General features: G+C 46.4%; 21 protein-coding genes. 13 read left to right on the forward strand and 8 right to left on the reverse strand.

All coding sequences use genetic code 11. The annotated features are described in order from the left end of the window. Nucleotides 1-28: 28 nt before the first annotated feature. Nucleotides 29-682: a DUF1684 domain-containing protein gene (locus K7R11_RS11280; RefSeq protein ID WP_224490844.1), complete on the forward strand. Its 654-nt coding sequence runs from the start codon at nt 29-31 to the stop codon at nt 680-682. A gap of 54 nt (nt 683-736) precedes the next feature. On the opposite strand, the gene K7R11_RS11285 is transcribed toward K7R11_RS11280, so the two are convergent. The 6 genes from K7R11_RS11285 to K7R11_RS11310 form a co-directional block, all read right to left on the reverse strand. After that, complete coding sequence (locus K7R11_RS11285) at nt 737-1,993, reverse strand: ammonium transporter (RefSeq protein WP_224490845.1); 1,257 nt, start codon at nt 1,991-1,993, stop codon at nt 737-739. A 12-nt stretch (nt 1,994-2,005) separates the two neighbouring features. Beyond that, complete coding sequence (locus K7R11_RS11290; RefSeq protein ID WP_224490846.1) at nt 2,006-2,344, reverse strand: P-II family nitrogen regulator; 339 nt, start codon at nt 2,342-2,344, stop codon at nt 2,006-2,008. 152 nt (nt 2,345-2,496) lie between these two features. Next, nucleotides 2,497-2,880, reverse strand: coding sequence for a fluoride efflux transporter CrcB (gene crcB, locus K7R11_RS11295; RefSeq protein ID WP_224490847.1), 384 nt, complete (start codon nt 2,878-2,880; stop codon nt 2,497-2,499). A gap of 18 nt (nt 2,881-2,898) precedes the next feature. Continuing rightward, nucleotides 2,899-3,936 carry an SRPBCC family protein gene (locus K7R11_RS11300; RefSeq protein ID WP_224490848.1) on the reverse strand — a complete coding sequence of 346 codons (1,038 nt, stop codon included), beginning with the start codon at nt 3,934-3,936 and terminating at the stop codon, nt 2,899-2,901. Nucleotides 3,937-4,020: 84 nt separating this feature from the next. After that, complete coding sequence (locus tag K7R11_RS11305; RefSeq protein ID WP_224490849.1) at nt 4,021-4,209, reverse strand: hypothetical protein; 189 nt, start codon at nt 4,207-4,209, stop codon at nt 4,021-4,023. Nucleotides 4,210-4,324: 115 nt separating this feature from the next. Next, nucleotides 4,325-5,392 carry a branched-chain amino acid aminotransferase gene (locus K7R11_RS11310; protein WP_224490850.1) on the reverse strand — a complete coding sequence of 356 codons (1,068 nt, stop codon included), beginning with the start codon at nt 5,390-5,392 and terminating at the stop codon, nt 4,325-4,327. 102 nt (nt 5,393-5,494) lie between these two features. Between K7R11_RS11310 and K7R11_RS11315 the strand changes: the two genes are divergently transcribed. The 3 genes from K7R11_RS11315 to K7R11_RS11325 all read left to right on the forward strand — a co-directional run bounded on the left by K7R11_RS11315 (nt 5,495) and on the right by K7R11_RS11325 (nt 7,725). Continuing rightward, nucleotides 5,495-6,004: a DUF4920 domain-containing protein gene (locus K7R11_RS11315; RefSeq protein ID WP_224490851.1), complete on the forward strand. Its 510-nt coding sequence runs from the start codon at nt 5,495-5,497 to the stop codon at nt 6,002-6,004. 3 nt (nt 6,005-6,007) lie between these two features. Continuing rightward, the gene (gene mnmD, locus K7R11_RS11320) at nt 6,008-6,685 is read left to right on the forward strand and encodes a tRNA (5-methylaminomethyl-2-thiouridine)(34)-methyltransferase MnmD (protein ID WP_224490852.1); all 678 of its coding nucleotides are present in this window, start codon (nt 6,008-6,010) and stop codon (nt 6,683-6,685) included. 101 nt (nt 6,686-6,786) lie between these two features. After that, nucleotides 6,787-7,725 carry a TIGR01777 family oxidoreductase gene (locus K7R11_RS11325; protein WP_224490853.1) on the forward strand — a complete coding sequence of 313 codons (939 nt, stop codon included), beginning with the start codon at nt 6,787-6,789 and terminating at the stop codon, nt 7,723-7,725. A 20-nt stretch (nt 7,726-7,745) separates the two neighbouring features. Here the strand turns inward: K7R11_RS11325 and K7R11_RS11330 are convergent, their stop codons facing one another. Further along, on the reverse strand, nt 7,746-8,420 hold the full coding sequence (locus K7R11_RS11330) for a YceI family protein (RefSeq protein WP_224490854.1): 675 nt from the start codon (nt 8,418-8,420) through the stop codon (nt 7,746-7,748). A 162-nt stretch (nt 8,421-8,582) separates the two neighbouring features. On the opposite strand from K7R11_RS11330, the gene K7R11_RS11335 reads away from it, so the two are divergent. The 6 genes from K7R11_RS11335 to K7R11_RS11360 all read left to right on the forward strand — a co-directional run bounded on the left by K7R11_RS11335 (nt 8,583) and on the right by K7R11_RS11360 (nt 14,955). Then, on the forward strand, nt 8,583-9,137 hold the full coding sequence (locus tag K7R11_RS11335) for a nucleotide exchange factor GrpE (protein WP_224490855.1): 555 nt from the start codon (nt 8,583-8,585) through the stop codon (nt 9,135-9,137). Nucleotides 9,138-9,241: 104 nt separating this feature from the next. After that, on the forward strand, nt 9,242-10,363 hold the full coding sequence (dnaJ, locus tag K7R11_RS11340; protein WP_224490856.1) for a molecular chaperone DnaJ: 1,122 nt from the start codon (nt 9,242-9,244) through the stop codon (nt 10,361-10,363). Nucleotides 10,364-10,571: 208 nt separating this feature from the next. Next, a complete protein-coding gene (locus tag K7R11_RS11345; RefSeq protein ID WP_224490857.1) occupies nt 10,572-11,519 on the forward strand; it encodes an ABC transporter ATP-binding protein in 948 nt (315 codons plus the stop codon). Beyond that, complete coding sequence (locus tag K7R11_RS11350) at nt 11,506-12,846, forward strand: ABC transporter permease (RefSeq protein WP_224490858.1); 1,341 nt, start codon at nt 11,506-11,508, stop codon at nt 12,844-12,846. Before K7R11_RS11345 ends, K7R11_RS11350 begins: the two co-directional genes overlap by 14 nt. Nucleotides 12,847-12,851: 5 nt before the next feature. Continuing rightward, the gene (locus tag K7R11_RS11355) at nt 12,852-13,697 is read left to right on the forward strand and encodes a mechanosensitive ion channel family protein (RefSeq protein WP_224490859.1); all 846 of its coding nucleotides are present in this window, start codon (nt 12,852-12,854) and stop codon (nt 13,695-13,697) included. Nucleotides 13,698-13,791: 94 nt separating this feature from the next. Beyond that, nucleotides 13,792-14,955: a sigma-54-dependent transcriptional regulator gene (locus tag K7R11_RS11360; protein ID WP_224490860.1), complete on the forward strand. Its 1,164-nt coding sequence runs from the start codon at nt 13,792-13,794 to the stop codon at nt 14,953-14,955. 65 nt (nt 14,956-15,020) lie between these two features. Here the strand turns inward: K7R11_RS11360 and K7R11_RS11365 are convergent, their stop codons facing one another. Continuing rightward, nucleotides 15,021-15,848: a hypothetical protein gene (locus tag K7R11_RS11365; protein WP_224490861.1), complete on the reverse strand. Its 828-nt coding sequence runs from the start codon at nt 15,846-15,848 to the stop codon at nt 15,021-15,023. Between the two features lie 136 nt (nt 15,849-15,984). Here K7R11_RS11365 and K7R11_RS11370 point away from each other — a divergent pair, with 136 nt between their 5' ends. From K7R11_RS11370 to K7R11_RS11380, 3 genes are all read left to right on the forward strand, one after another. Next, on the forward strand, nt 15,985-16,863 hold the full coding sequence (locus K7R11_RS11370; RefSeq protein WP_224491201.1) for a PPK2 family polyphosphate kinase: 879 nt from the start codon (nt 15,985-15,987) through the stop codon (nt 16,861-16,863). 72 nt (nt 16,864-16,935) lie between these two features. After that, the gene (locus K7R11_RS11375) at nt 16,936-18,327 is read left to right on the forward strand and encodes a M20/M25/M40 family metallo-hydrolase (protein WP_224490862.1); all 1,392 of its coding nucleotides are present in this window, start codon (nt 16,936-16,938) and stop codon (nt 18,325-18,327) included. Between the two features lie 130 nt (nt 18,328-18,457). Then, nucleotides 18,458-19,600 carry a vWA domain-containing protein gene (locus tag K7R11_RS11380; protein WP_224490863.1) on the forward strand — a complete coding sequence of 381 codons (1,143 nt, stop codon included), beginning with the start codon at nt 18,458-18,460 and terminating at the stop codon, nt 19,598-19,600. Nucleotides 19,601-19,612 lie beyond the last annotated feature (12 nt).

The following is a 19,612-nucleotide window of genomic DNA, read 5'->3' on the forward strand; positions in this document are numbered from 1 at the left end:
GTATTTTTGAGGTCAAAATAATTGAACCATGATCAGATTGGCCTTTTTTATATGGATAGCATTGGTGGTTTCCTGTAAATCGGATAAGCGTTATCATGACGATTCAGGTGTACAGGAGGAACAGGAAATGAAGGCCGGTACTTCTTACCCGGAAGAAATTGCTGCCCTCAGGGCCGAAAAGGATAAAAAGTTTGCAGAAGCGGGGAGTTCTCCCCTGATAGCAGCAGACCTGGATGAATTTACGGGTCTGCCCTATTTTCCGGTAGATACCACTTATAAGGTAGAGGCTACCCTGGAGCTTTCTCATTCGACTGAGCTTACTTCCATGCCTACTACCACCGACAGGGAAGTGAAGCAAAGGGTATTTGGAGTTTTACGGTTCACCCTCCAAGGGCGGCATCTGAGCCTGAAGGTGTACCAGGATCCAATGCTCACGGAGCCCGGATACGAAAATTATCTTTTTCTTCCGTTTACAGATCAGACCAATGGGGAGCAAACCTACGGTGGAGGCAGGTACCTGGATCTGGAAGTCCCCGAGGGGAACCGGTTAACCCTTGATTTTAATAAGGCCTACAATCCCTATTGTGCATACAACCCAAAATATTCCTGCCCCCTGGTGCCCAGGGAGAATCATCTGGATGTGGCTGTAAAGGCCGGAGAACGGGTTGCAGAAGAACAGTAAATATAAAGAGCAGCCCAGAAGGCTGCTCTTTACTTGTGCAAATAAATGTTTATACTACCTGGAGTGCTCTACGCTGAGGTCAGCATAGGTGGCATCCAGTCCCTCTTCATAGGCTTCCATACCGTGTTCGTGAGTATCCAGTCCGTCCAGCTCTTCCTGCTGACTAACCCTGATCCCCATGGTTTTTTTCAGGCTGTAAATGATAATAAAGGCAGATCCGGTACAGAACAAAGCATAGGTAGCCACGCCTCCTAATTGGGCGAGGAACTGCGTCCATCCGGCTTTTGCGCCAAATATACCCACGGCAAGCGTTCCCCAGATACCACAGATCAGGTGAACGGCTACGGCTCCCACAGGATCGTCAAGTCTAATCCGGTCTATCAGGGATACGCCCAGGACAATGATGCATCCGGCGATGGCGCCAATGGCAATCGCATCTCCCGGACTCATAACATCCGCCCCTGCGGTAATACCTACCAGTCCTCCAAGGATCCCGTTGAGAAACATGGTGAGATCCATATTCTTGTACAGGAAGGTTGAGAGCATGGAAGCGCATACGCCTCCTGCTGCTGCTGCAAGACATGTGGTTACCAGTACCAGGGATGTGGCAGAAGGGTCGGCAGAGAGCACTGAACCTCCGTTAAATCCGAACCAGCCTAACCATAGAATGATAACCCCGGCCATGGCCAAAGGTATATTATGTCCCGGGATGGCACCAAGGCTTCCGTCGGCTCTGAATTTTCCAATTCGCGCCCCCAGCAGGGCAATCGCTACAATGGCAGCCCATCCGCCTACAGAGTGCACCAGGGTGGATCCTGCAAAATCATAGAATCCCATCTCATCCAGAAATCCGCCGCCCCATTTCCAGGATCCGGCTATCGGATAGACCAGGCCTACATAAATAATCGTGAAGATCATAAAAGGGAGCAGCTTCATGCGTTCGGCTACAGCACCGGATACGATGGTTGCGGCCGTGGCAGCAAACATTCCCTGGAATAGAAAATCGGTCCAGTAGGTGTATCCTGAATTGTATGCCAGATCTAAGGTGCCTCCGGCTACGGGAGCTTGTAATCCAAAACCGGCAAATCCGAGAAAGCCATTAAACTCTCCCGGGTACATCAGGTTAAAACCCATCAGGGCATAAAGCAGCAGTCCCGAGGTGATAATGAATACGTTCTTAAAGAGAATGTTGATCGCATTCTTCTTTCGGGTAAGTCCGATCTCTAAAAATGCAAATCCCAGGTGCATAAAAAATACCAGGGCAGTGCATATCATCATCCATACGTTATTGGTGGTTAACAGGTTTTCCATTTCAATGCAATTTTAATTAAGTGATGAGCCTCCTTTTTCTTTTGTTCTGATGCGATAAGCCTCTTCGATGGTCGAAACGAAGATCTTTCCATCGCCTACCGTGCCGCTGCCTGCAGATTCCAGGATGGCGTTGATCGTGGGTTCCAGGAAATCATCGTTCACCACAATGGAAAGGTACCGCCGCTGAATATCGGCCGTACTGTAACTTACCCCGCGATATACGTGGCCTTTTTTCTCATTTCCAACCCCGGTGACATCCCAGTAGCTGAAAAAATTAACACCCACCTCGTGAAGGGCATCGCGAACCTCATCGAACTTGGATTTACGAATAATGGCTTCAACTTTTTTCATGAAATAATATGATTTTACTCTAGTAAAACTATACATATTTCAATACCAACCCAAAAAAATAGGGGGTACGGTTGAAAAAAATACGCTTTTGTTAATAAATACCCCTAAAATTTAAGGGTATTGTTATGGAGAGTTAAATAATCCAGAAGTACTCAGGCGATCACCCTGCTTAACCAAATGCCTCCCATGACCGCAGCAATTCCGGTGATAAGGCTCATCAGGCTGTAGAGAAAAAAGGAGTTCAGTTCACCGCTTTTAAGGATCTCGAGATTCTCCAGGGAAAAAGTGGAAAAGGTGGTGAACCCACCACAGAATCCGGTTATGAGCAGCAAACCAATGGTTTGGTCGAGGTAGTTGGTGCGCACTACCCAACCCGAGATCAATCCGATGACCAGGCAGCCGATAATATTCACGCTGAAAGTGCCTATATAGAAGTGGGCGATCAGCGGATTGAGCCATTTTGAAAGCAGGTAACGCAGGGCACTTCCGGCGCCGCCACCGATAAAAACAAGGATGAGTGCTTTGAGGGTTTGCAAGGTCTACTGCATTTCAGATTATTCAATTGAGGGTGCCACAGGAACGTAGATCTCTGTGATCCAATCGGCAGGATTGTCGGAACTGTCGGGGCCTTTGGCAAAAACTTCAAAAGGAACACGATCCTGGTCTATGGTGATGTCGAGTTTCTCCATGTTGAACATGGTCTTTTCATAAGCTTCCTGAAGGTTCTTATGATCGCCTTCGAGTATGGTTTTGTAATAGGGGCCTTTCTCCTGATATCCGGCCATTACTGTGCTTCCCGAGGCTACATTGGTCATATCGCGAACCGGAATGTGAACCGTGAGCAGGGCGGCATTGGTTGCGCGATCCCATTTCTCAATCGCCACAAAAGGAGGACCGGCCGGGTTGATATTTTCACGTTCCATATAGGATCCGATCTCTTCCAGAAGCCTGCTGATCTGTGTGTCCGCATCATCTATAGGACATGCAACCGATTGGTACAGGTTGTATCCGCCGCCGTACTCGGTAAGTCCTTTAAATTCGATCTTGTACTGCGACATTTCCTCATGGAGCTTATCGTCCAGGTTCAGAAGTCCCCTTTCATAATCCGGTCCGATCAGGCCTTCCATATCTTTACCCTGAAAAAACATATAGGCTTTTTCCATGAAACTCAGTCGGCCTTCCATACCCCAGGTCACCTCTATGCCCATCTTTTTTTTCTCCAGGATCCAGTAAACGTCACCCTCGGATTCATAGGGCTTAATGAAACTGATCTTTTGCATCAGGGAATCCGGAGTGCTGTAGAGCGTTTTCATATTCCCTTCCCCCAGGGCTTCCCCTGACCAGCTGTAATACGCATCCTTTCCTGAAGAAGGGTCGCTGAAATTGAGTTGGGCCTCCGGATCCTGCTCCATCCAGGGGGACCATTCCGGCCATTTCCGGTAGTCGTCTATATAATTATAAACCATGCTCTCAGGGGCATTGATCAGTCTGCTGCGTTCCACTTTGTAGTGGTCCGGTTTGGTGGTGACATATACTGAAAAACCGATAATGGCGATCAGAAACAGAAAGAGAAGGTATTTTAAAATTTTCATCAGGTTGGTATTACGGTTCTAAAATACAAAAATCCACTTACAAGTAACGCCCCGAAATGCCGACAGGAGAACGGGTGTAATCATTTATTGGGTGAGCAGGTATTTGATGAGAAGCAGTATGGCCATAAACGCGATGAACCCAATAAGAACCCACTTGGTGCCACGGAACTGGTTGAGGTGAATTTTTTTGTCTTTTCTGTAGCTGATGACCATGATAATAATAAAGGCTACAACGAAAAAAATGGCGAAGATCTTTTGACCCGTACTAAACATATACTTCGGTTTTTAAGTGAAATTAAGCGACCCCGTGGGTGAAGGCTATTGGGAGTGAGGCACCCGGCCTGAGGTTAAAATAAAAAAGGGGCGGTGAGCCCCTTTTTTCCGCGGTTTATACTTTATATCTCCAGCCAAACTTGTCTTCGGCCTTGTTGTATTGGATGTCCATAATTCGCTTTTTGATTTGCTGGGCATAAGTGGAGTCCTGTTTGGGCAGTTCCCATTTATCGCCCTTATATCCGAAACCGAGTACAGGAGTGATCACTGCTGCGGTACCGCTACCAAAGATCTCCTTCAGGCGCCCATCGTTTGCGGCTTCGATGATCTCTTTTACCTTCACCGGCCTTACCTCGACGTTTATTCCCATATCGCGGGCTACATCAATCACACTTTTCCGGGTCACTCCATCCAGGATACGATCGCTTATCGGGCAGGTAACCAGGGTGTCATCTATTCTGAAGAACACGTTCATGGTGCCTGCTTCCTCCAGGTATTCGTGGGTGTTGGCATCCGTCCAGATCACCTGTTGAAAGCCATCTTCCTTGGCCAGGTTGGTAGGGTAGAACTGACCGGCGTAGTTTCCTGCCGCCTTGGCAAATCCGAATCCGCCACTGGCTGCACGGCTGTAGTGATCGGCGATCTTAACCCTTACTTCCCCTCCGTAATAGGCCTGGGCGGGAGAGCAGATGATAATGAATTTATAGGCGTTTGATGGCGAGGCCATGACACCTGCCTGGGTGGCAATTACAAAAGGTCTTATGTAAAGTGAATTTCCAAATCCCTTTTTGATCCAGTCTTTATCGAGTTCCAGGAGGGTTTTAAGACCCTCATAGAAATAGTTTTCCGGGAATTCGGGCATGGCCAGCCTTTCACAGGATTTGTTGATTCGGTTAAAGTTCTCGTCCGGACGGAAAAGCCAGACCTGATCCTCATCATCCCTGTAGGCTTTCATCCCTTCAAAAACAGCCTGGCCATAATGGAATACCCTGGCAGATGGGTCAAGGGTTAGGGGTTGATAAGGAATAACCTGGGGATCCTGCCACTGCCCGTCATGGTAGTCACAAACGAACATATGGTCGGTAAATACCGAACCAAACACGAGGTTGTCAAAATCAACTTCCCCGATTTTGGAATTCTTATTTTTTTCTACGGTTATGTTTTGTAAGGTTTCTTTTGTCATTTCCAATTGGTTTTCGCAAAATTAACAAATTAATAGCTGTCCTTTAGGAGTGATGTGGGTTTTTTCATTTAATTTGAAACTGAATTTAATAAAATTTCAGCTATGAAATTCAATGTATGTGTGCTTCTGGCATGGTTATGTCTTACCGCATGTAAGTCGGAGAATAAACAGGATCAGCCCGATACGAAAAAACCGGCCGTGGCGGCTGCAATCCAGGACCAGGAGTTTGGAAAGGGAATCAACGCCGATAAGATCTCTTCTGCGGCAGATATGGCCGGAATGTATGAAGGAATGATGGAGCCTGACACCCTGTCTGTGGCTTTCGAAGCAAAGGTGGTGGAGGTGTGCCAGATGAAAGGTTGCTGGATGAAACTCGACCTGGGCAATGATCAGACAGCTATGGTGCGGTTTAAGGACTATGGTTTTTTTGTACCTAAAGACCTTGCGGGAAAATCTGTGGTGGTTGAGGGGAATGCTTTTGTTGACCTGATGAGCGTAGAAGACCAGAAGCACTATGCGGAAGATGCGGGAAGCACCGTGGAGGATATAGAGGCGATCAAAGCTCCTAAAAAAACCTACACCTTTATCGCTTCCGGAGTAGCAGTAAAATAGGTTATGGAACGAAAGATCATTAAGACCGCCGATGGGTCGGTAACCATTTATCTGAAGGAATGGGATGAGCATTACCACTCCAGACATGGGGCTATCCAGGAGGCCTTTCACGTATTTATCGGGATGGGCTGGAATCTCGCCCTGGAAAATTTCGGTAAACAGCTCCGGATCATGGAGATCGGTTTCGGAACGGGTTTGAATGCCTTTATTACTTTGCTGGAAGCAGAAAAGGAGGGAGTGGAAGTAACCTATACGGGCGTAGAGGCTTATCCGGTGGAAGAAGCGGAATGGAAACAGCTTAACTACGCGGAACAATTAAGCGCTACTCCGGGTCAAAGTGCCCTTTTTGAGAAACTCCACCGGGCATCCTGGGAGCAGGAACAGGAGATTACCCCGGGATTCCTCCTGAATAAACGCAAACAATTCTTTAACGATATTACAGACCAGGACGCTTTTGACCTGATCTATTTTGATGCCTTTGGGGCCAGGGTCCAACCCGAACTCTGGGAAGAAAGCATTTTTCAAAAAATGTATGAAGCCCTCGTACCCGGGGGTATCCTGGTAACCTATGCTGCAAAGGGAAGTGTCCGCAGGGCGATGAAGGCGGTCGGGTTTGGAGTAGAGAAACTCCCCGGACCTCCGGGAAAACGCGAGATGCTAAGGGCCATAAAACCGAAGTGATTGAAGATTTCTGAAAAAATTACGCTTCTTATTGTTAAACCTTCATTAAACCCTATTAAAGAGCAGGGATTATTGTTTATTTTTAAATAAACCATTAATCGATGCGAATACTTATTACCGGTGCCACCGGCTTGGTGGGCAGCGCAATTTCAGCCTTATGCATGGAAAAAGGGCACGAGGTGTTTTACCTGACCACCAGTAAGGATAAGATTTCAGGAACTCCTAACTATAAAGGGTTTTACTGGAATCCTTCAGAGAATGAGATCGATACTTCCTGCTTTCAAGGGGTTGATGCTATTATCAATCTGGCGGGAAGCAGTGTGTCCAGACGATGGACTTCCTCCTATAAACAAGTCATCCGGGATAGCCGGGTGAATTCCCTGGACACTCTTTTTACAGGTTTAAAGCGTTCCGGAGAAAAGGTGGCCAGCCTGGTAAGTGCATCGGCTATTGGATATTATCCCTCCTCGCTCACCAATTATTACGAAGAAGATACCCACGAGACTGCTGCCTCCTTTCTTGGAGAGGTGGTACGCGACTGGGAGCAGGCTGCAGACCAGTTTACCGCCCTGGAGATGCAGGTGGCCAAAGTACGTATCGGCCTTGTTCTGAGTATGGATGGGGGCGCTTTACCTGAAATGGTAAAACCTGTCAGGTATTATGCAGGGGCAGCCTTTGGTTCCGGGGAGCAATGGCAAAGCTGGATTCATATCAATGATCTGGCATCTGTTTTTCTGCATCTTTTGGAAAATGAATTTTCGGGCATCTATAACGGGGTTGCACCTAACCCGGTAACTCAAAATAAACTCATTCAAGGCATAGCCGGTGTTCTGGGAAAACCCCTGCTTTTACCCAATATTCCCAAGTGGGCCGTTGAGGCTTTACTTGGAGAAATGAGCTCGGTCCTGCTGGAGAGCCAGCGGGTAAGTTCCAAGAAGATCGAAGCCAGTGGCTATCATTTTATATACCCCAACCTGCTTCCGGCCCTGAAAGATCTGATCAATGAAAAAGGCCAGCTCCGGGAAGAACTGGCCTCTTGAAAATATCTCAAATACTTTAATTAGCTATTCTTAGCCATTACCTTAATGGTTAATTCGATCTCGTCGTTGATGAATTTATCTCCCAGGTTATCGAAAACACTCTTTGAACCGTAGTTTACATTCCATTCTGTTCTGTCGATGGTGAAAGGTTCGCTGCTCACTTCGATCATGTCTCCGTTGTTCTGAACCTGTACCGGGAAGCTAATATTTTTAGTAATTCCCTTAATAGTCAGGTTTCCTTCCATCATGGTTTTCTCTCCCTCAGTGCTGATTCCGGTTACCTCAAAACTGGCAGTTGGGTGTTCCTGAACATTAAAGAAGTGGTCTTTTTTCTCTTCCACAGTACCTTTAAGGTGGGCTTCCAGATCCTCTTTTCCATCTCCTGCTTCCAGGTCGGTTACGTTGATGCTGGTCATATCAATGGTAAATTCACCACCTTTAATTTCTTCTCCGTCAACCATAAAACTCCCCGAAGAAATGGCTACGGTTCCGGTATGTGTTCCTGTCGGTTTAAACCCTTTCCACTCTATGGTACTGTTGGCAGGATCTGCACTGTATTCTGCAGCAGCCATTTCGGTAACACTTTCCGTAACCACTGCTTCTTCGGCACTGGTTTTATTTTTCGATTCTGATTTACAAGAAGCCATAACTGCAATACATGCTATGGCACCTAACTTAATGATGTTCTTTTTCATAATAAATTGATTTCTTAATTAGTTGCCCAAAAGTAAGGAATAGGAAGCGGGGAGTTTATTAAGGATTTATTAAATATTTTAAGATGACATTTTGACATTTTACAGGAAATGGCAGTACTTTTGCCGTTTGAAAATCAGGTTTTAGAAATTTCATCATTCACTATGGCAAAAAAAGAAAAGGATATAAAGGAGATGGAAGGCCTCTCGGAAGAGCAGAAGGCCGCACAGGAAAATCAGCAACAGAAGGAACAAGCCGAAGAGCGTTCTGAAACTGAAGTGCTGGCGGAAGACCTGGCCAGGGAAAAGGATAAGTTTTTGAGGCTGTTCGCCGAATTCGAGAATTACAAGAGGCGAACCTCAAAGGAACGTATTGAGCTTTTCAAGACCGCCGGACAGGATATTATGGTAGCGATGTTACCGGTACTGGACGATTTTGACCGTGCAGTAGCCGAGCTGAGCAAGAACAGCGACCAGGAAGTCCTAAAGGGGGTGGAGCTCATCCATAATAAATTCCGCGATATTCTTCAAAATAAGGGATTGGCAAAGATTGAAGTGAACCAGGGCGATGCTTTTGATGCAGAATTGCACGAAGCCGTGACCCAGATTCCGGCTCCCACCGACGATCTGAAAGGAAAGATCATTGATGTCGTTGAAAATGGATATAAGCTGGGCGATCGCGTGATTCGTCACCCGAAGGTGGTGGTAGGTCAGGCCTGATTTGAAGACCGATGGTTAGTGGCGAAGACAACGCCCTGACCGCTATGGAGCAGATGTCAAATGAAAAAATTCCGGAGTGATCCGGGTCCCAAAATCTAAAATTGATGAAGCAAGATTATTACGAAATACTGGGGATAGAAAAAGGCGCCAGTACGGCAGAGATCAAAAAGGCCTATCGTAAAAAGGCTATAAAATATCACCCGGATAAGAATCCAGGCGATACGGAGGCCGAGGAGATGTTTAAGAAGGCTGCTGAAGCTTATGAGGTGTTGAGCAACCCCGAAAAACGCGCCCGATACGACCAATATGGCCATGCAGCCTTTGACGGATCCGGAGGTTTCGGTGGAGGCGGTATGAATATGGATGATATTTTCAGCCAGTTTGGTGATATCTTCGGAAGTGCCTTTGGCGGCGGAGGCGGTTTTGGCGGCTTCGGTGGTTTTGGTGGCGGTCGCGGCCGTGTGAAGGGGAGTAATCTGCGCATCCGGGTGAAACTTAACCTTGAAGAGGTAGCTAATGGAGTGGAGAAAAAGGTAAAAGTAAGGCGTAAAGTACAAGCCGACGGAGTTACCTATACCACCTGTTCCACCTGTAATGGTACCGGTCAGGTAACGCGAATTACCAATACCATTCTCGGTCGTATGCAAACGGCTTCTACCTGTAACACCTGTTCGGGTGCCGGTCAGATGATCGATAAGAAACCTGCCGACGCAGATGCCCAGGGCTTAAAGGTGAAGGAAGAAACCGTGTCCATCAAAATCCCTGCCGGGGTTGTAGATGGCATGCAGCTTAAAGTCTCAGGAAAGGGGAATGAAGCTCCCGGTAACGGAATCCCTGGTGACCTGATTGTGGCCATTGAAGAAGAGGAACACCACAGCCTGAAGCGGGAAGGCGATAACCTGCATTTTGATCTGTACATTAATATTGCTGAAGCTGTTCTTGGAACTTCGAAGGAAATTGATACCGTGAGCGGAAAGGTGCGTATCAAACTGGAAGAAGGGATACAGTCTGGAAAGATCCTTCGCCTGAGAGGGAAAGGGATCCCCAATTTAAATGGGTACGGAAGTGGTGACCTGTTGGTTCATGTAAATGTATGGACGCCCAAAACCCTGAATAAAGAACAAAAAGATTTCTTCGAAAAAATGATAAACGACGAAAACTTTGCTCCAAATCCGGAGAATAGTGATAAGTCATTCTTTGAAAAAGTGAAGGATATGTTTTCCTAATTTAACTTTTTGATATTTTAAAAAAAACTATCTTTGTTAAGATGCTAGTGTTCCACTAGTGTTAATTTTTTCTTTTTCATAGCAATTTTTTCCCATCCTTGATCCTGATTAAGGGTGGGTTTTTCTTTTTATACCTCCCGGCATTATTCCAAAATGTGGCCGTGTAGCTGGAGGGCTTTTTTATATCTTTACAAAAAGCGTTGCAGCCATGTCTGATCTATTGGTACTTAAAGACCTGTGTAAATGGTATGGAGCTTATCAGGCTCTTGACCATGTCAACCTGGAGATCCCGAGGGGAAGTATTTTCGGACTCCTGGGGCCAAACGGTGCGGGAAAGACCACTCTTATTCGTATCATCAATCAGATCACCCATCCTGATTCCGGGGAGGTGCTTTTCGATGGCAAGCCCCTTAACAGAGATCATATCCGACGTATTGGCTACCTGCCAGAGGAACGGGGGCTGTATAAGTCCATGAAGGTGGGGGAACAGGCGCTTTACCTATCGCAATTAAAGGGGCTCAGCCATCAGGAAGCAAAACGACGCCTTGAGTATTGGTTTGAAAAATTTGGGGTCAGCGGCTGGTGGGATAAAAAAGTACAGGAGCTTTCCAAGGGAATGGCGCAAAAGGTTCAGTTTATTGTAACGGTACTACACGAGCCGGAACTGCTTATCTTCGATGAGCCTTTCAGTGGGTTTGACCCTATAAACGCCAACCTGATCAAAGATGAGATCCTTCAATTAAGAGACAAGGGCGCAACGGTGATCTTTTCCACTCACCGTATGGAATCGGTAGAAGAACTATGCGACCACATCGCCCTGATCCACCAATCCAGGAAGATCCTTGACGGGAACCTGAACGCCATTAAGAAGGCGCATAAAAGCAATACGTATGAGGTGGGGCTGCTCCATGACAACCCTCAAGACCTGAAACAGGAACTCGATACAATGTTTACTACCAGGGAGGCTGTATTCAGGTCTCTGGGTGAAGAATTAAAACTTCGAATAGCCCTTGAAAACGGTACAGGGAGAAAAGAACTTCTTAGTCTGCTGAACTCCAGGGCGGAGGTAACCTATTTTAATGAAGTGATCCCATCTGCCAACGATATTTTTATTCAAACTGTTAATGAACAAGCCGGTGGCAATGGACAAGCTTAAACTCATCATCAAAAGAGAATACCTGGCCAAGGTAAGAAACCGTTCTTTTATCGTCATGACCATTCTGAGTCCCCTACTCATCGTAGGTATGATCGCAGTTGTAGTATTCCTCACCAGGATGAATAACGACCAGAAGAAAGTGATCGGGTTGCTGGATGAAAGTATCTATTTCGGAAACCAGTTTATAACCGGGCCCGAGCTTTCCTTTGTAGACCTGGAAGGGATCACCCTGGAAGAGGCCAGAGATTCCGTGGCGGCCATGGGCTATTACGGACTTCTTCATATTCCTAACGATACCTCCATAGAAGCCGTTTCTGAAGGTATTCAGTTTTATTCGCGGAATTCACCTTCCATGGCCGTTACCGGGATGCTTGAATCCAGGATCGGGAAGCGGCTCCGGGAGGAGAAATTGCAGGAACTGGGGGTCTCCCAAAAGGTGGTCCAGGAACTGGCTTCCAATTATGAGATACGCACTTCCACCTTTAGCGGGGAACGCAGTGTGAAGGGAATAAATGAACTCAAGGCGGCCATAGGCGGAGGATTCGGGTACCTTATTATGATGTTCATTATTATTTATGGTGCCTTTGTAATGCGAAGCGTGATCGAGGAGAAAACCAGCCGGATCATAGAGGTGATCATTTCTTCTGTAAAGCCTTTCCAGCTTATGCTGGGTAAGATCATCGGCACCTCCCTGGCGGGCATTACCCAGTTCGTTATCTGGATCATTTCTGCCTCAGTGCTCGGGGTTGTGGTGTTCAGTCTTATGGGAATCCATTGGACCGAATTAAATTCCGGAACTAATATTCCTCCGGAGACCATGGAGACCATTAATGAAGCTGCGGCCTCCAATGAGATCGTGGAGATCTACCTGGCTGAACTCCTTAAAATTCCATGGATTACTCTATTCGTGTCTTTTATTATTTATTTTGTGCTTGGCTACCTTATTTACAGCTCGATCTATGCCGCAATAGGTGCAGCAGTAGATAATGAAACAGATACCCAGCAATTCATGTTTCCTGTTATCATGCCACTCATGCTTGCCATTTATGTAGGATTCTTTTCGGTGTTCGACAATCCGCACGGTCCCATCGCTGTAGGATTCTCGCTGTTTCCTCTAACCAGTCCGATTGTCATGCTAATGAGGCTGCCCGCAGGGGTGGGAGCCGATGGTGTGCCCTGGTGGCAATTAATAACCTCCGTAATTTTATTAATGCTTACTTTTATAGGCATTGTTTGGCTTGCCGCAAAAATCTATCGGGTGGGAATCCTGATGTATGGCAAAAAACCTACTTACAGAGAATTGTATAAATGGCTAAAATACAATTAACCGCTATGGAGATCATTAAGCGTATCCTGTCTGAGATCGGTAATTTTCTCGGACTTCATATTTACAAAGGAGTAACCCTGGGCACCCTGATCAGCATTGTGCTGGGTATCTTCATTTCCTTCTATATTTTGAAATTTATCAGAAAATGGGTCACCCGACGGATGCCCATGGAAGATAAACTCAAGTTCAAAGGGATCTTTAAGTTCGTGAATTACCTGGTGTATATCCTGGTAGTGATCACCGTGCTCAATTCGGCCGGAATCAACCTGACTGTGCTGCTTACAGCTTCGGCTGCGTTGTTTGTAGGTTTGGGTTTTGCCCTGCAGTACCTGTTTCAGGATATTATCTCCGGTATTCTCATCATTCTGGACCAGTCGCTCCACGTAGGCGATATCATAGAAATGGAAGGAAAGGTGGCCAGGGTGGAAGATATAAAACTGCGCACCACCCGGGCCATTACCAGGGATGATAAAGTGCTCATAATTCCTAACCATAAATTTCTTACCGAGAACATCCTTAATTACACCCAGAACAGAAGGGTTACACGGGAATCTGTAAAGGTGGGCGTTGCCTATGGCAGCGATACCAGGCTGGTTACCAAATTGCTGCTGGAGGCTGCAAACGAACAAAATGGTGTGTTGCGATCTCCACAGCCAACAGTGCTTTTTGATGATTTCGGAGATTCCGCCCTATTATTCATTTTGAACTTTTTTGTCAGGGATAGCTTCGGAGATCCGACTACTAAAAGTGAAATCCGTTACCGGATTGACAAGAAGTTTCGCGAAAACGGAGTCACGATTCCTTTCCCGCAGCGGGATGTACATATTTACAAAACAGGGGGGGAGTCCTGAGTTCCTTATTTTCTGTATTTAGTCAGAGAAATTACGGTATGATTGTTGAAAGTATCCCTTCGGTAAACCTATTTGAAAACCTTATTTAAGATAGATGTCAAAGATTTTGATCATAGAAGACGAAGCGGCCATCAGGCGGGTACTGGTAAAGATTCTAAGTGAAGAGAATTCAGATTACCAGGTTGCCGAGGCAGCCGATGGTCTTTCCGGTTTGGAGCTAATCAAGCAGGACGATTACGACCTGGTGCTTTGCGATATTAAAATGCCTAAAATGGACGGGGTTGAAGTCCTGGAGGCCGCCATGAAGATAAAGCCTGAAACTCCCTTTGTGATGATATCCGGTCATGGCGACCTGGATACAGCGGTGAATACCATGCGAATTGGTGCCTACGACTACATTTCAAAACCCCCGGATCTGAATCGTTTATTAAATACGGTAAGAAATGCTCTTGATAAAAAGGAACTGGTTTCTGAGAATAAAAGATTAAAGAAGAAAGTGGGGAAGAATTATGATATGATAGGAGAGAGCGATGCTATTACCCATATAAAGGATATCATAGAAAAGGTGGCACCTACAGATGCACGTGTGATGATTACCGGGCCAAACGGGACCGGGAAGGAACTCGTGGCACATTGGATTCATCAGAAAAGTGACCGTTCTTCGGGGCCGATGATAGAGGTAAATTGCGCTGCCATTCCTTCTGAACTCATCGAGAGTGAACTTTTCGGACATGTTAAGGGAGCCTTTACTTCTGCGGTAAAGGACCGTGCAGGTAAATTTGAAGCGGCTAATAAAGGGACCATATTTTTGGATGAGGTGGGAGACATGAGTCTTTCGGCCCAGGCCAAGGTTTTAAGAGCACTTCAGGAGAATAAGATTTCCAGGGTAGGAAGTGATAAGGATATCAAGGTGGATGTACGGGTTATTGCAGCTACCAATAAGAATTTACAGGAAGAGATCGAAAAGGGGAATTTCCGGGAAGACCTGTATCACAGGCTGGCAGTGATCCTGATCAAGGTACCGGCGCTTAATGACCGCAGGGAAGATATTCCCATGCTCGTGGAGCATTTCAGTAAAAAGATAGCGGGAGAGCAGGGCAGCCCGGTGAAAAAATTCTCAGAGGAGGCACTGGAGTTGTTACAGCACTATAACTGGACCGGGAATATCCGGGAGTTGAGAAACGTAGTAGAGCGATTGCTCATCCTTGGAGGAGAAGAAGTCACCGAAGAAGATGTGAAGTTGTTTGCAAGTAAATAAATCGAACACAAAAAAAGCCCTGATAAGTAATCAGGGCTTTTTTTGTGTTCTGTATTTCTTAAGAATTACTGCTGAGCACAGCTCCCGAGGGCTGCAGCAACATCTTTTTGCATTCTTATCGTTTGCTGGAGGTACCAGGCCTTGGTTTCTTCAAGGCTTTCGTTCTCCAATACACCGTCGTTTCGCTTATAACTGCTGTTAAGAACGGATATAGCTTTGGAGCATCCAAGACTTTCCGCCAGATCGCGAAGACTTTGTTCCACAGCCTGCAGGTGTACCTCAGCAGCTTGCTTTACTACCAGTTGCTCCTCCAGTTCCCTGGCCCTGGCCATTCTGGCCTTCTCTGCAAGCGCTCTCTGACGAGCAATTTTTTCTTCAAGCTTACGCTGCTCTTCTTCGAGGCGTCTGCGTTCTGCTTCCAGTTTTTCCTGTTCAGAGATCAGGTCGCTGTTTGCTGCGATATACTCTGTAGATGAATCTGCAGAGGCGGTGAGTTCGTAATCTGAAGAAGGAGTAGCAGGAGCGGTGGTATTCATGGTGCATTGATCTAATGCCCCCATCACCGCCTTGGCATGTTCGAAAGCAATTTTAGTGTAATATCTGCCAGCTTCCCAATCGGCGGGATCTGTCGCTTTTACCAGGTTGTCCAGTCCCTGTGTCATTTCATTCAGGGCAGGCTGGCATCCGCAGTCTTCAATAAGAACCCGGGCTTTCTCCATGGCTTCCACTCCACGATCCGCATAAAGCATCTGATGGTCAAAGTTGTCTGCATTTAAAGCCCTTTTGGTATGTGCAAGCGCATAAGAAGCTGCAGAGTAGGCTGAGGTGCACTGGGCTGAAACCGCAACTGCGGAAGCAATAAGCAGGGTAAAGAGTAAAGTAAATTTTCTCATAGTTGGAATAGGTTGAGTTAAATACAACTGAAATTTGGGTTTAACAATATTACGATTAATCTTTCATTTTAAAAAACTTCGACTTAAAGCGCTAAAAATGAATTCATTAAATGGTATTTTTATGAAAAAGTATCACATGGATAAGATTAGAACCGAACGCTACAGGGTAGATAGCCCGGTAAAACTTTCGGAATTGGAGACGTATGAAGACCTGAATTCGGACGATGATGGGTTAAAGAAAAGACTTGCAGAAACCAGAAGAAAGCTCGGTAAACTTCAGGATGTTATGTATGCACATGGCAAATATGCTGTACTGATTTGTTTACAGGGGATGGATACGGCAGGAAAGGACAGCCTGATCAGGGAGGTATTTAAGGATTTTAATATGAGGGGAGTTGTGGTGCATAGTTTTAAGGCCCCTACATACCTGGAGAAGAAACAGGATTATTTGTGGCGACATTATTTGCGGCTCCCCTCAAGAGGGAAGTTCGGCGTATTTAACCGTACCCATTACGAAAATGTACTGGTTACCAGGGTTCATCCCGAGTATATCCTGGGGGAACACATTCCCGGTATCGTAACGGTGGAAGATGTCAATGAGTCGTTCTGGCATCGCCGGTTCGAGCAGATTAAAAATTTTGAACAACACCTGGTAGAGAACGGTACCCTGGTATTCAAGTTTTTCCTGCATCTCTCAAAGGAAGAGCAAAAAAACAGGTTACTCAGGCGACTGGACCTGCCGGAGAAGAACTGGAAATTTTCTCCCGGAGATATGGAAGAACGCAAGTACTGGGATCAGTACCAGCAATATTACCAGGAAGCCATCAATATTACCTCAGGACCGAAAACACCCTGGTATGTGATCCCGGCCGATAACAAAAAAGCATGCAGGACCATAGTGGCAGATATCATTTACGACGAATTAAAAGGATATAAGGATATTGATGAGCCTGTTCTGGCGAAGGAGGTCAGGGACAATATTGATCGCTACCGCAAAGAATTAGAGAAGGATTAATATTTATTGAAAATTTAACATGACTTTTGAAGGGGAATGCCCAATTTAGAACTCATAAAATGCGATGCTACCATGAGAAGGATTCTTACCCTGTTCTTACTGTTACCACTTGCGCTCCTGGCTCAGACTGAAGACCAGAGGCAAATTGAGGAGATTTTCTCCCAATCCCTTACCAACGGCAAAAGTTACTCCTGGCTGGATTATCTGAGCAATCAGATAGGGGGGCGTCTTTCGGGGTCATTAAATGCGGAAAGGGCCGTGACCTATACAAAGCAGGAAATGGAATCCTTGGGGCTGGACAGGGTTTGGCTGCAACCCGTTATGGTGCCTAAATGGACCAGGGGGGTTAAAGAGTATGCGTATATAGAATCCGGACCGGGGAAGATCACCCCGGTGAATATTTGTGCCCTGGGCGGTAGTGTAGCTACTCCGGACGGTGGACTCAGGGGACGTGTGGTTGAGGTAAATGGTATTGCAGAGATGGAAACCCTTGGTCGGGAAAAGCTCGAGGGCAAGATCGTGTTTCTGAATGAGCCCATGCAACCAGATCTTATCAATACGTTCCAGGCCTACAGTGGCTGTGTGAACCAGCGTTATGCAGGAGCCCTGGAAGCCGCTAAATACGGAGCCACCGGAGTTATTGTACGATCGCTGAATCTTCGCCTGGACGACCTGCCGCACACCGGAAGCATGTCTTACGGAGATCTGCCAGCAGAAGAGCGAATTCCGGCTGCGGCCATCAGTACTAAGGACGCAGAGCTGTTGAGTACTATGCTCAGGCTCGATGATAAGATCACCTTTTATTTCAGCCAGAAATGCCGCGTATTTGAGGATGTGAAATCCTATAATGTTATTGGAGAGATCAAGGGCTCTGAATTTCCTGAACAGATCATTACCGTTGGAGGTCATCTCGATTCCTGGGACCTGGGTGACGGTGCCCATGACGATGGTGCCGGATGCGTGCAAAGTATGGAGGTGTTGCGCTTATTAAGCGAAACCGGTTACCGACCTAAAAGAACCATCCGGGTGGTACTCTTTATGAACGAGGAGAATGGACTGCGCGGGGCTAGAAAATATGCTGAGGTGGCTTCTGAAAATGGAGAAGAACATCTTTTTGCACTGGAAAGCGATGCCGGAGGTTTTACCCCCAGAGGGTTTTCCTTTGATTGCAGGGACGATCAATTCGAGAAGGTTTTAAGCTGGAAGCAATTGTTTGAGCCCTACCTTATCCATTTATTTGAAAAGGGTGGAAGCGGAGCCGATATCGGTCCGCTGAAAAATGGTCAAACCGTTCTGGCCGGGTTGAGACCTGATTCACAAAGGTATTTTGACCACCACCATGCAGCAAATGATACGTTCGAGCACGTCAATAAACGGGAACTCGAACTGGGAGCTGCAACCATGGCAGCCCTGGTGTACCTGGTGGATAAATACGGATTTAACTCTTCAGAAATTAAGGGCTGAGCAGTTCCAAAGAAACCTGTCTGGCGGTGTTTTGCTTGCTGGTCAAAACCTTTATTAACAAAACTTTAGGCCGGGTCTTTGCCCCGTTCCATCCTTAGCCCCGGTAAAAAATTAGTATTTTTACAAGGCTATGAAAGATGTATTCAGAAAAGGATTTGTATTTGATTCTTACAGCGCTCCGGAGGTTTCTACCTTCGAAAAGCTCTTTGAGATTTTTAAGGAGCTTATCACCCATACTTCGGGTGATTTCGATGAAGCTATATCGTGGCTGAGGGAACTGGACAAGGAGTATGAGCTTACCACAGAAGATTATTCCATTGATGATTTTATAGAGGACCTCAAGAAAAAAGGGTATATCAGGGAAGAGATCGACCCGGAAGCCGGTGAAGGAGAAGGCAATGGAGATCCAAACTATGCCATAACCGCAAAGACAGAACAGCTGATCAGGAAGCATGCCTTAGACCAGATCTTCGGGAAATTAAAGCGCAGCGGTTCCGGTAACCACCGTACCTCATTTGTAGGTCGGGGGGATGAGCATACCGGGGATTTCAGGGAATACCGCTTTGGAGATCCCCTGGAGCGTATTTCCATGACAGAGAGTATGCGAAATGCCCAGATCAATCACGGAATAGGGGCCTTCACTCTTAATGAAGATGATCTTGTGGTGGAGGAAACCCATCTCAAAGCGCAAATGAGTACGGTACTGATGATTGATATCAGTCATAGCATGATCCTTTATGGGGAGGACAGAATAACCCCGGCAAAAAAGGTAGCTATGGCCCTGGCCGAACTTATTACCACCCGTTACCCTAAAGACACGCTGGACATTCTGGTCTTCGGGAATGATGCCTGGCCTATAGCAATAAAAGATCTTCCCTATCTGAAGGTAGGGCCTTACCATACCAATACGGTGGCAGGTTTGCAGCTGGCTATGGATATGCTGAGGAGAAAAAAGAATACCAATAAGCAGATCTTTATGATCACCGATGGAAAGCCCAGCTGCCTTCGCGAGCCTAATGGTGAATACTATATGAACAGCATGGGCCTGGACCCCTATATAGTTGATAAGTGCTACCAAATGGCGCGGCAGGCGCGAAAACTCCATATCCCGATCACTACCTTTATGATCGCACAGGACCCTTACCTCATGCAGTTTGTGCGTCATTTTACCGAAGCCAATCGCGGTAAGGCCTTCTTTACAGGCCTGCAGGGATTGGGAGAAATGATTTTTGAAGACTACGAAAACAATCGAAAACGAAGGATCAGAGGATAACCTTAAAGCAAC

The organism is Robertkochia flava, from assembly GCF_020166515.1.
In the GTDB taxonomy this organism is placed as follows: domain Bacteria; phylum Bacteroidota; class Bacteroidia; order Flavobacteriales; family Flavobacteriaceae; genus Robertkochia; species Robertkochia flava.

Coding starts and splice junctions, on each gene's coding strand:
- K7R11_RS11345 (WP_224490857.1), top strand. CDS start 10,572: ATGTCTGATCTATTGGTACTTAAAGACCTGTGTAAATGGTATGGAGCT.
- K7R11_RS11380 (WP_224490863.1), top strand. CDS start 18,458: ATGAAAGATGTATTCAGAAAAGGATTTGTATTTGATTCTTACAGCGCT.
- K7R11_RS11350 (WP_224490858.1), top strand. CDS start 11,506: ATGGACAAGCTTAAACTCATCATCAAAAGAGAATACCTGGCCAAGGTA.
- dnaJ (WP_224490856.1), top strand. CDS start 9,242: ATGAAGCAAGATTATTACGAAATACTGGGGATAGAAAAAGGCGCCAGT.
- mnmD (WP_224490852.1), top strand. CDS start 6,008: ATGGAACGAAAGATCATTAAGACCGCCGATGGGTCGGTAACCATTTAT.
- K7R11_RS11365 (WP_224490861.1), bottom strand. CDS start 15,848: ATGAGAAAATTTACTTTACTCTTTACCCTGCTTATTGCTTCCGCAGTT.
- K7R11_RS11330 (WP_224490854.1), bottom strand. CDS start 8,420: ATGAAAAAGAACATCATTAAGTTAGGTGCCATAGCATGTATTGCAGTT.
- K7R11_RS11300 (WP_224490848.1), bottom strand. CDS start 3,936: ATGAAAATTTTAAAATACCTTCTCTTTCTGTTTCTGATCGCCATTATC.
- K7R11_RS11290 (WP_224490846.1), bottom strand. CDS start 2,344: ATGAAAAAAGTTGAAGCCATTATTCGTAAATCCAAGTTCGATGAGGTT.
- K7R11_RS11360 (WP_224490860.1), top strand. CDS start 13,792: ATGTCAAAGATTTTGATCATAGAAGACGAAGCGGCCATCAGGCGGGTA.
- K7R11_RS11325 (WP_224490853.1), top strand. CDS start 6,787: ATGCGAATACTTATTACCGGTGCCACCGGCTTGGTGGGCAGCGCAATT.
- K7R11_RS11315 (WP_224490851.1), top strand. CDS start 5,495: ATGAAATTCAATGTATGTGTGCTTCTGGCATGGTTATGTCTTACCGCA.
- K7R11_RS11370 (WP_224491201.1), top strand. CDS start 15,985: ATGGATAAGATTAGAACCGAACGCTACAGGGTAGATAGCCCGGTAAAA.
- K7R11_RS11335 (WP_224490855.1), top strand. CDS start 8,583: ATGGCAAAAAAAGAAAAGGATATAAAGGAGATGGAAGGCCTCTCGGAA.
- K7R11_RS11285 (WP_224490845.1), bottom strand. CDS start 1,993: ATGGAAAACCTGTTAACCACCAATAACGTATGGATGATGATATGCACT.
- K7R11_RS11375 (WP_224490862.1), top strand. CDS start 16,936: ATGAGAAGGATTCTTACCCTGTTCTTACTGTTACCACTTGCGCTCCTG.
- K7R11_RS11305 (WP_224490849.1), bottom strand. CDS start 4,209: ATGTTTAGTACGGGTCAAAAGATCTTCGCCATTTTTTTCGTTGTAGCC.
- K7R11_RS11310 (WP_224490850.1), bottom strand. CDS start 5,392: ATGACAAAAGAAACCTTACAAAACATAACCGTAGAAAAAAATAAGAAT.
- K7R11_RS11280 (WP_224490844.1), top strand. CDS start 29: ATGATCAGATTGGCCTTTTTTATATGGATAGCATTGGTGGTTTCCTGT.
- K7R11_RS11355 (WP_224490859.1), top strand. CDS start 12,852: ATGGAGATCATTAAGCGTATCCTGTCTGAGATCGGTAATTTTCTCGGA.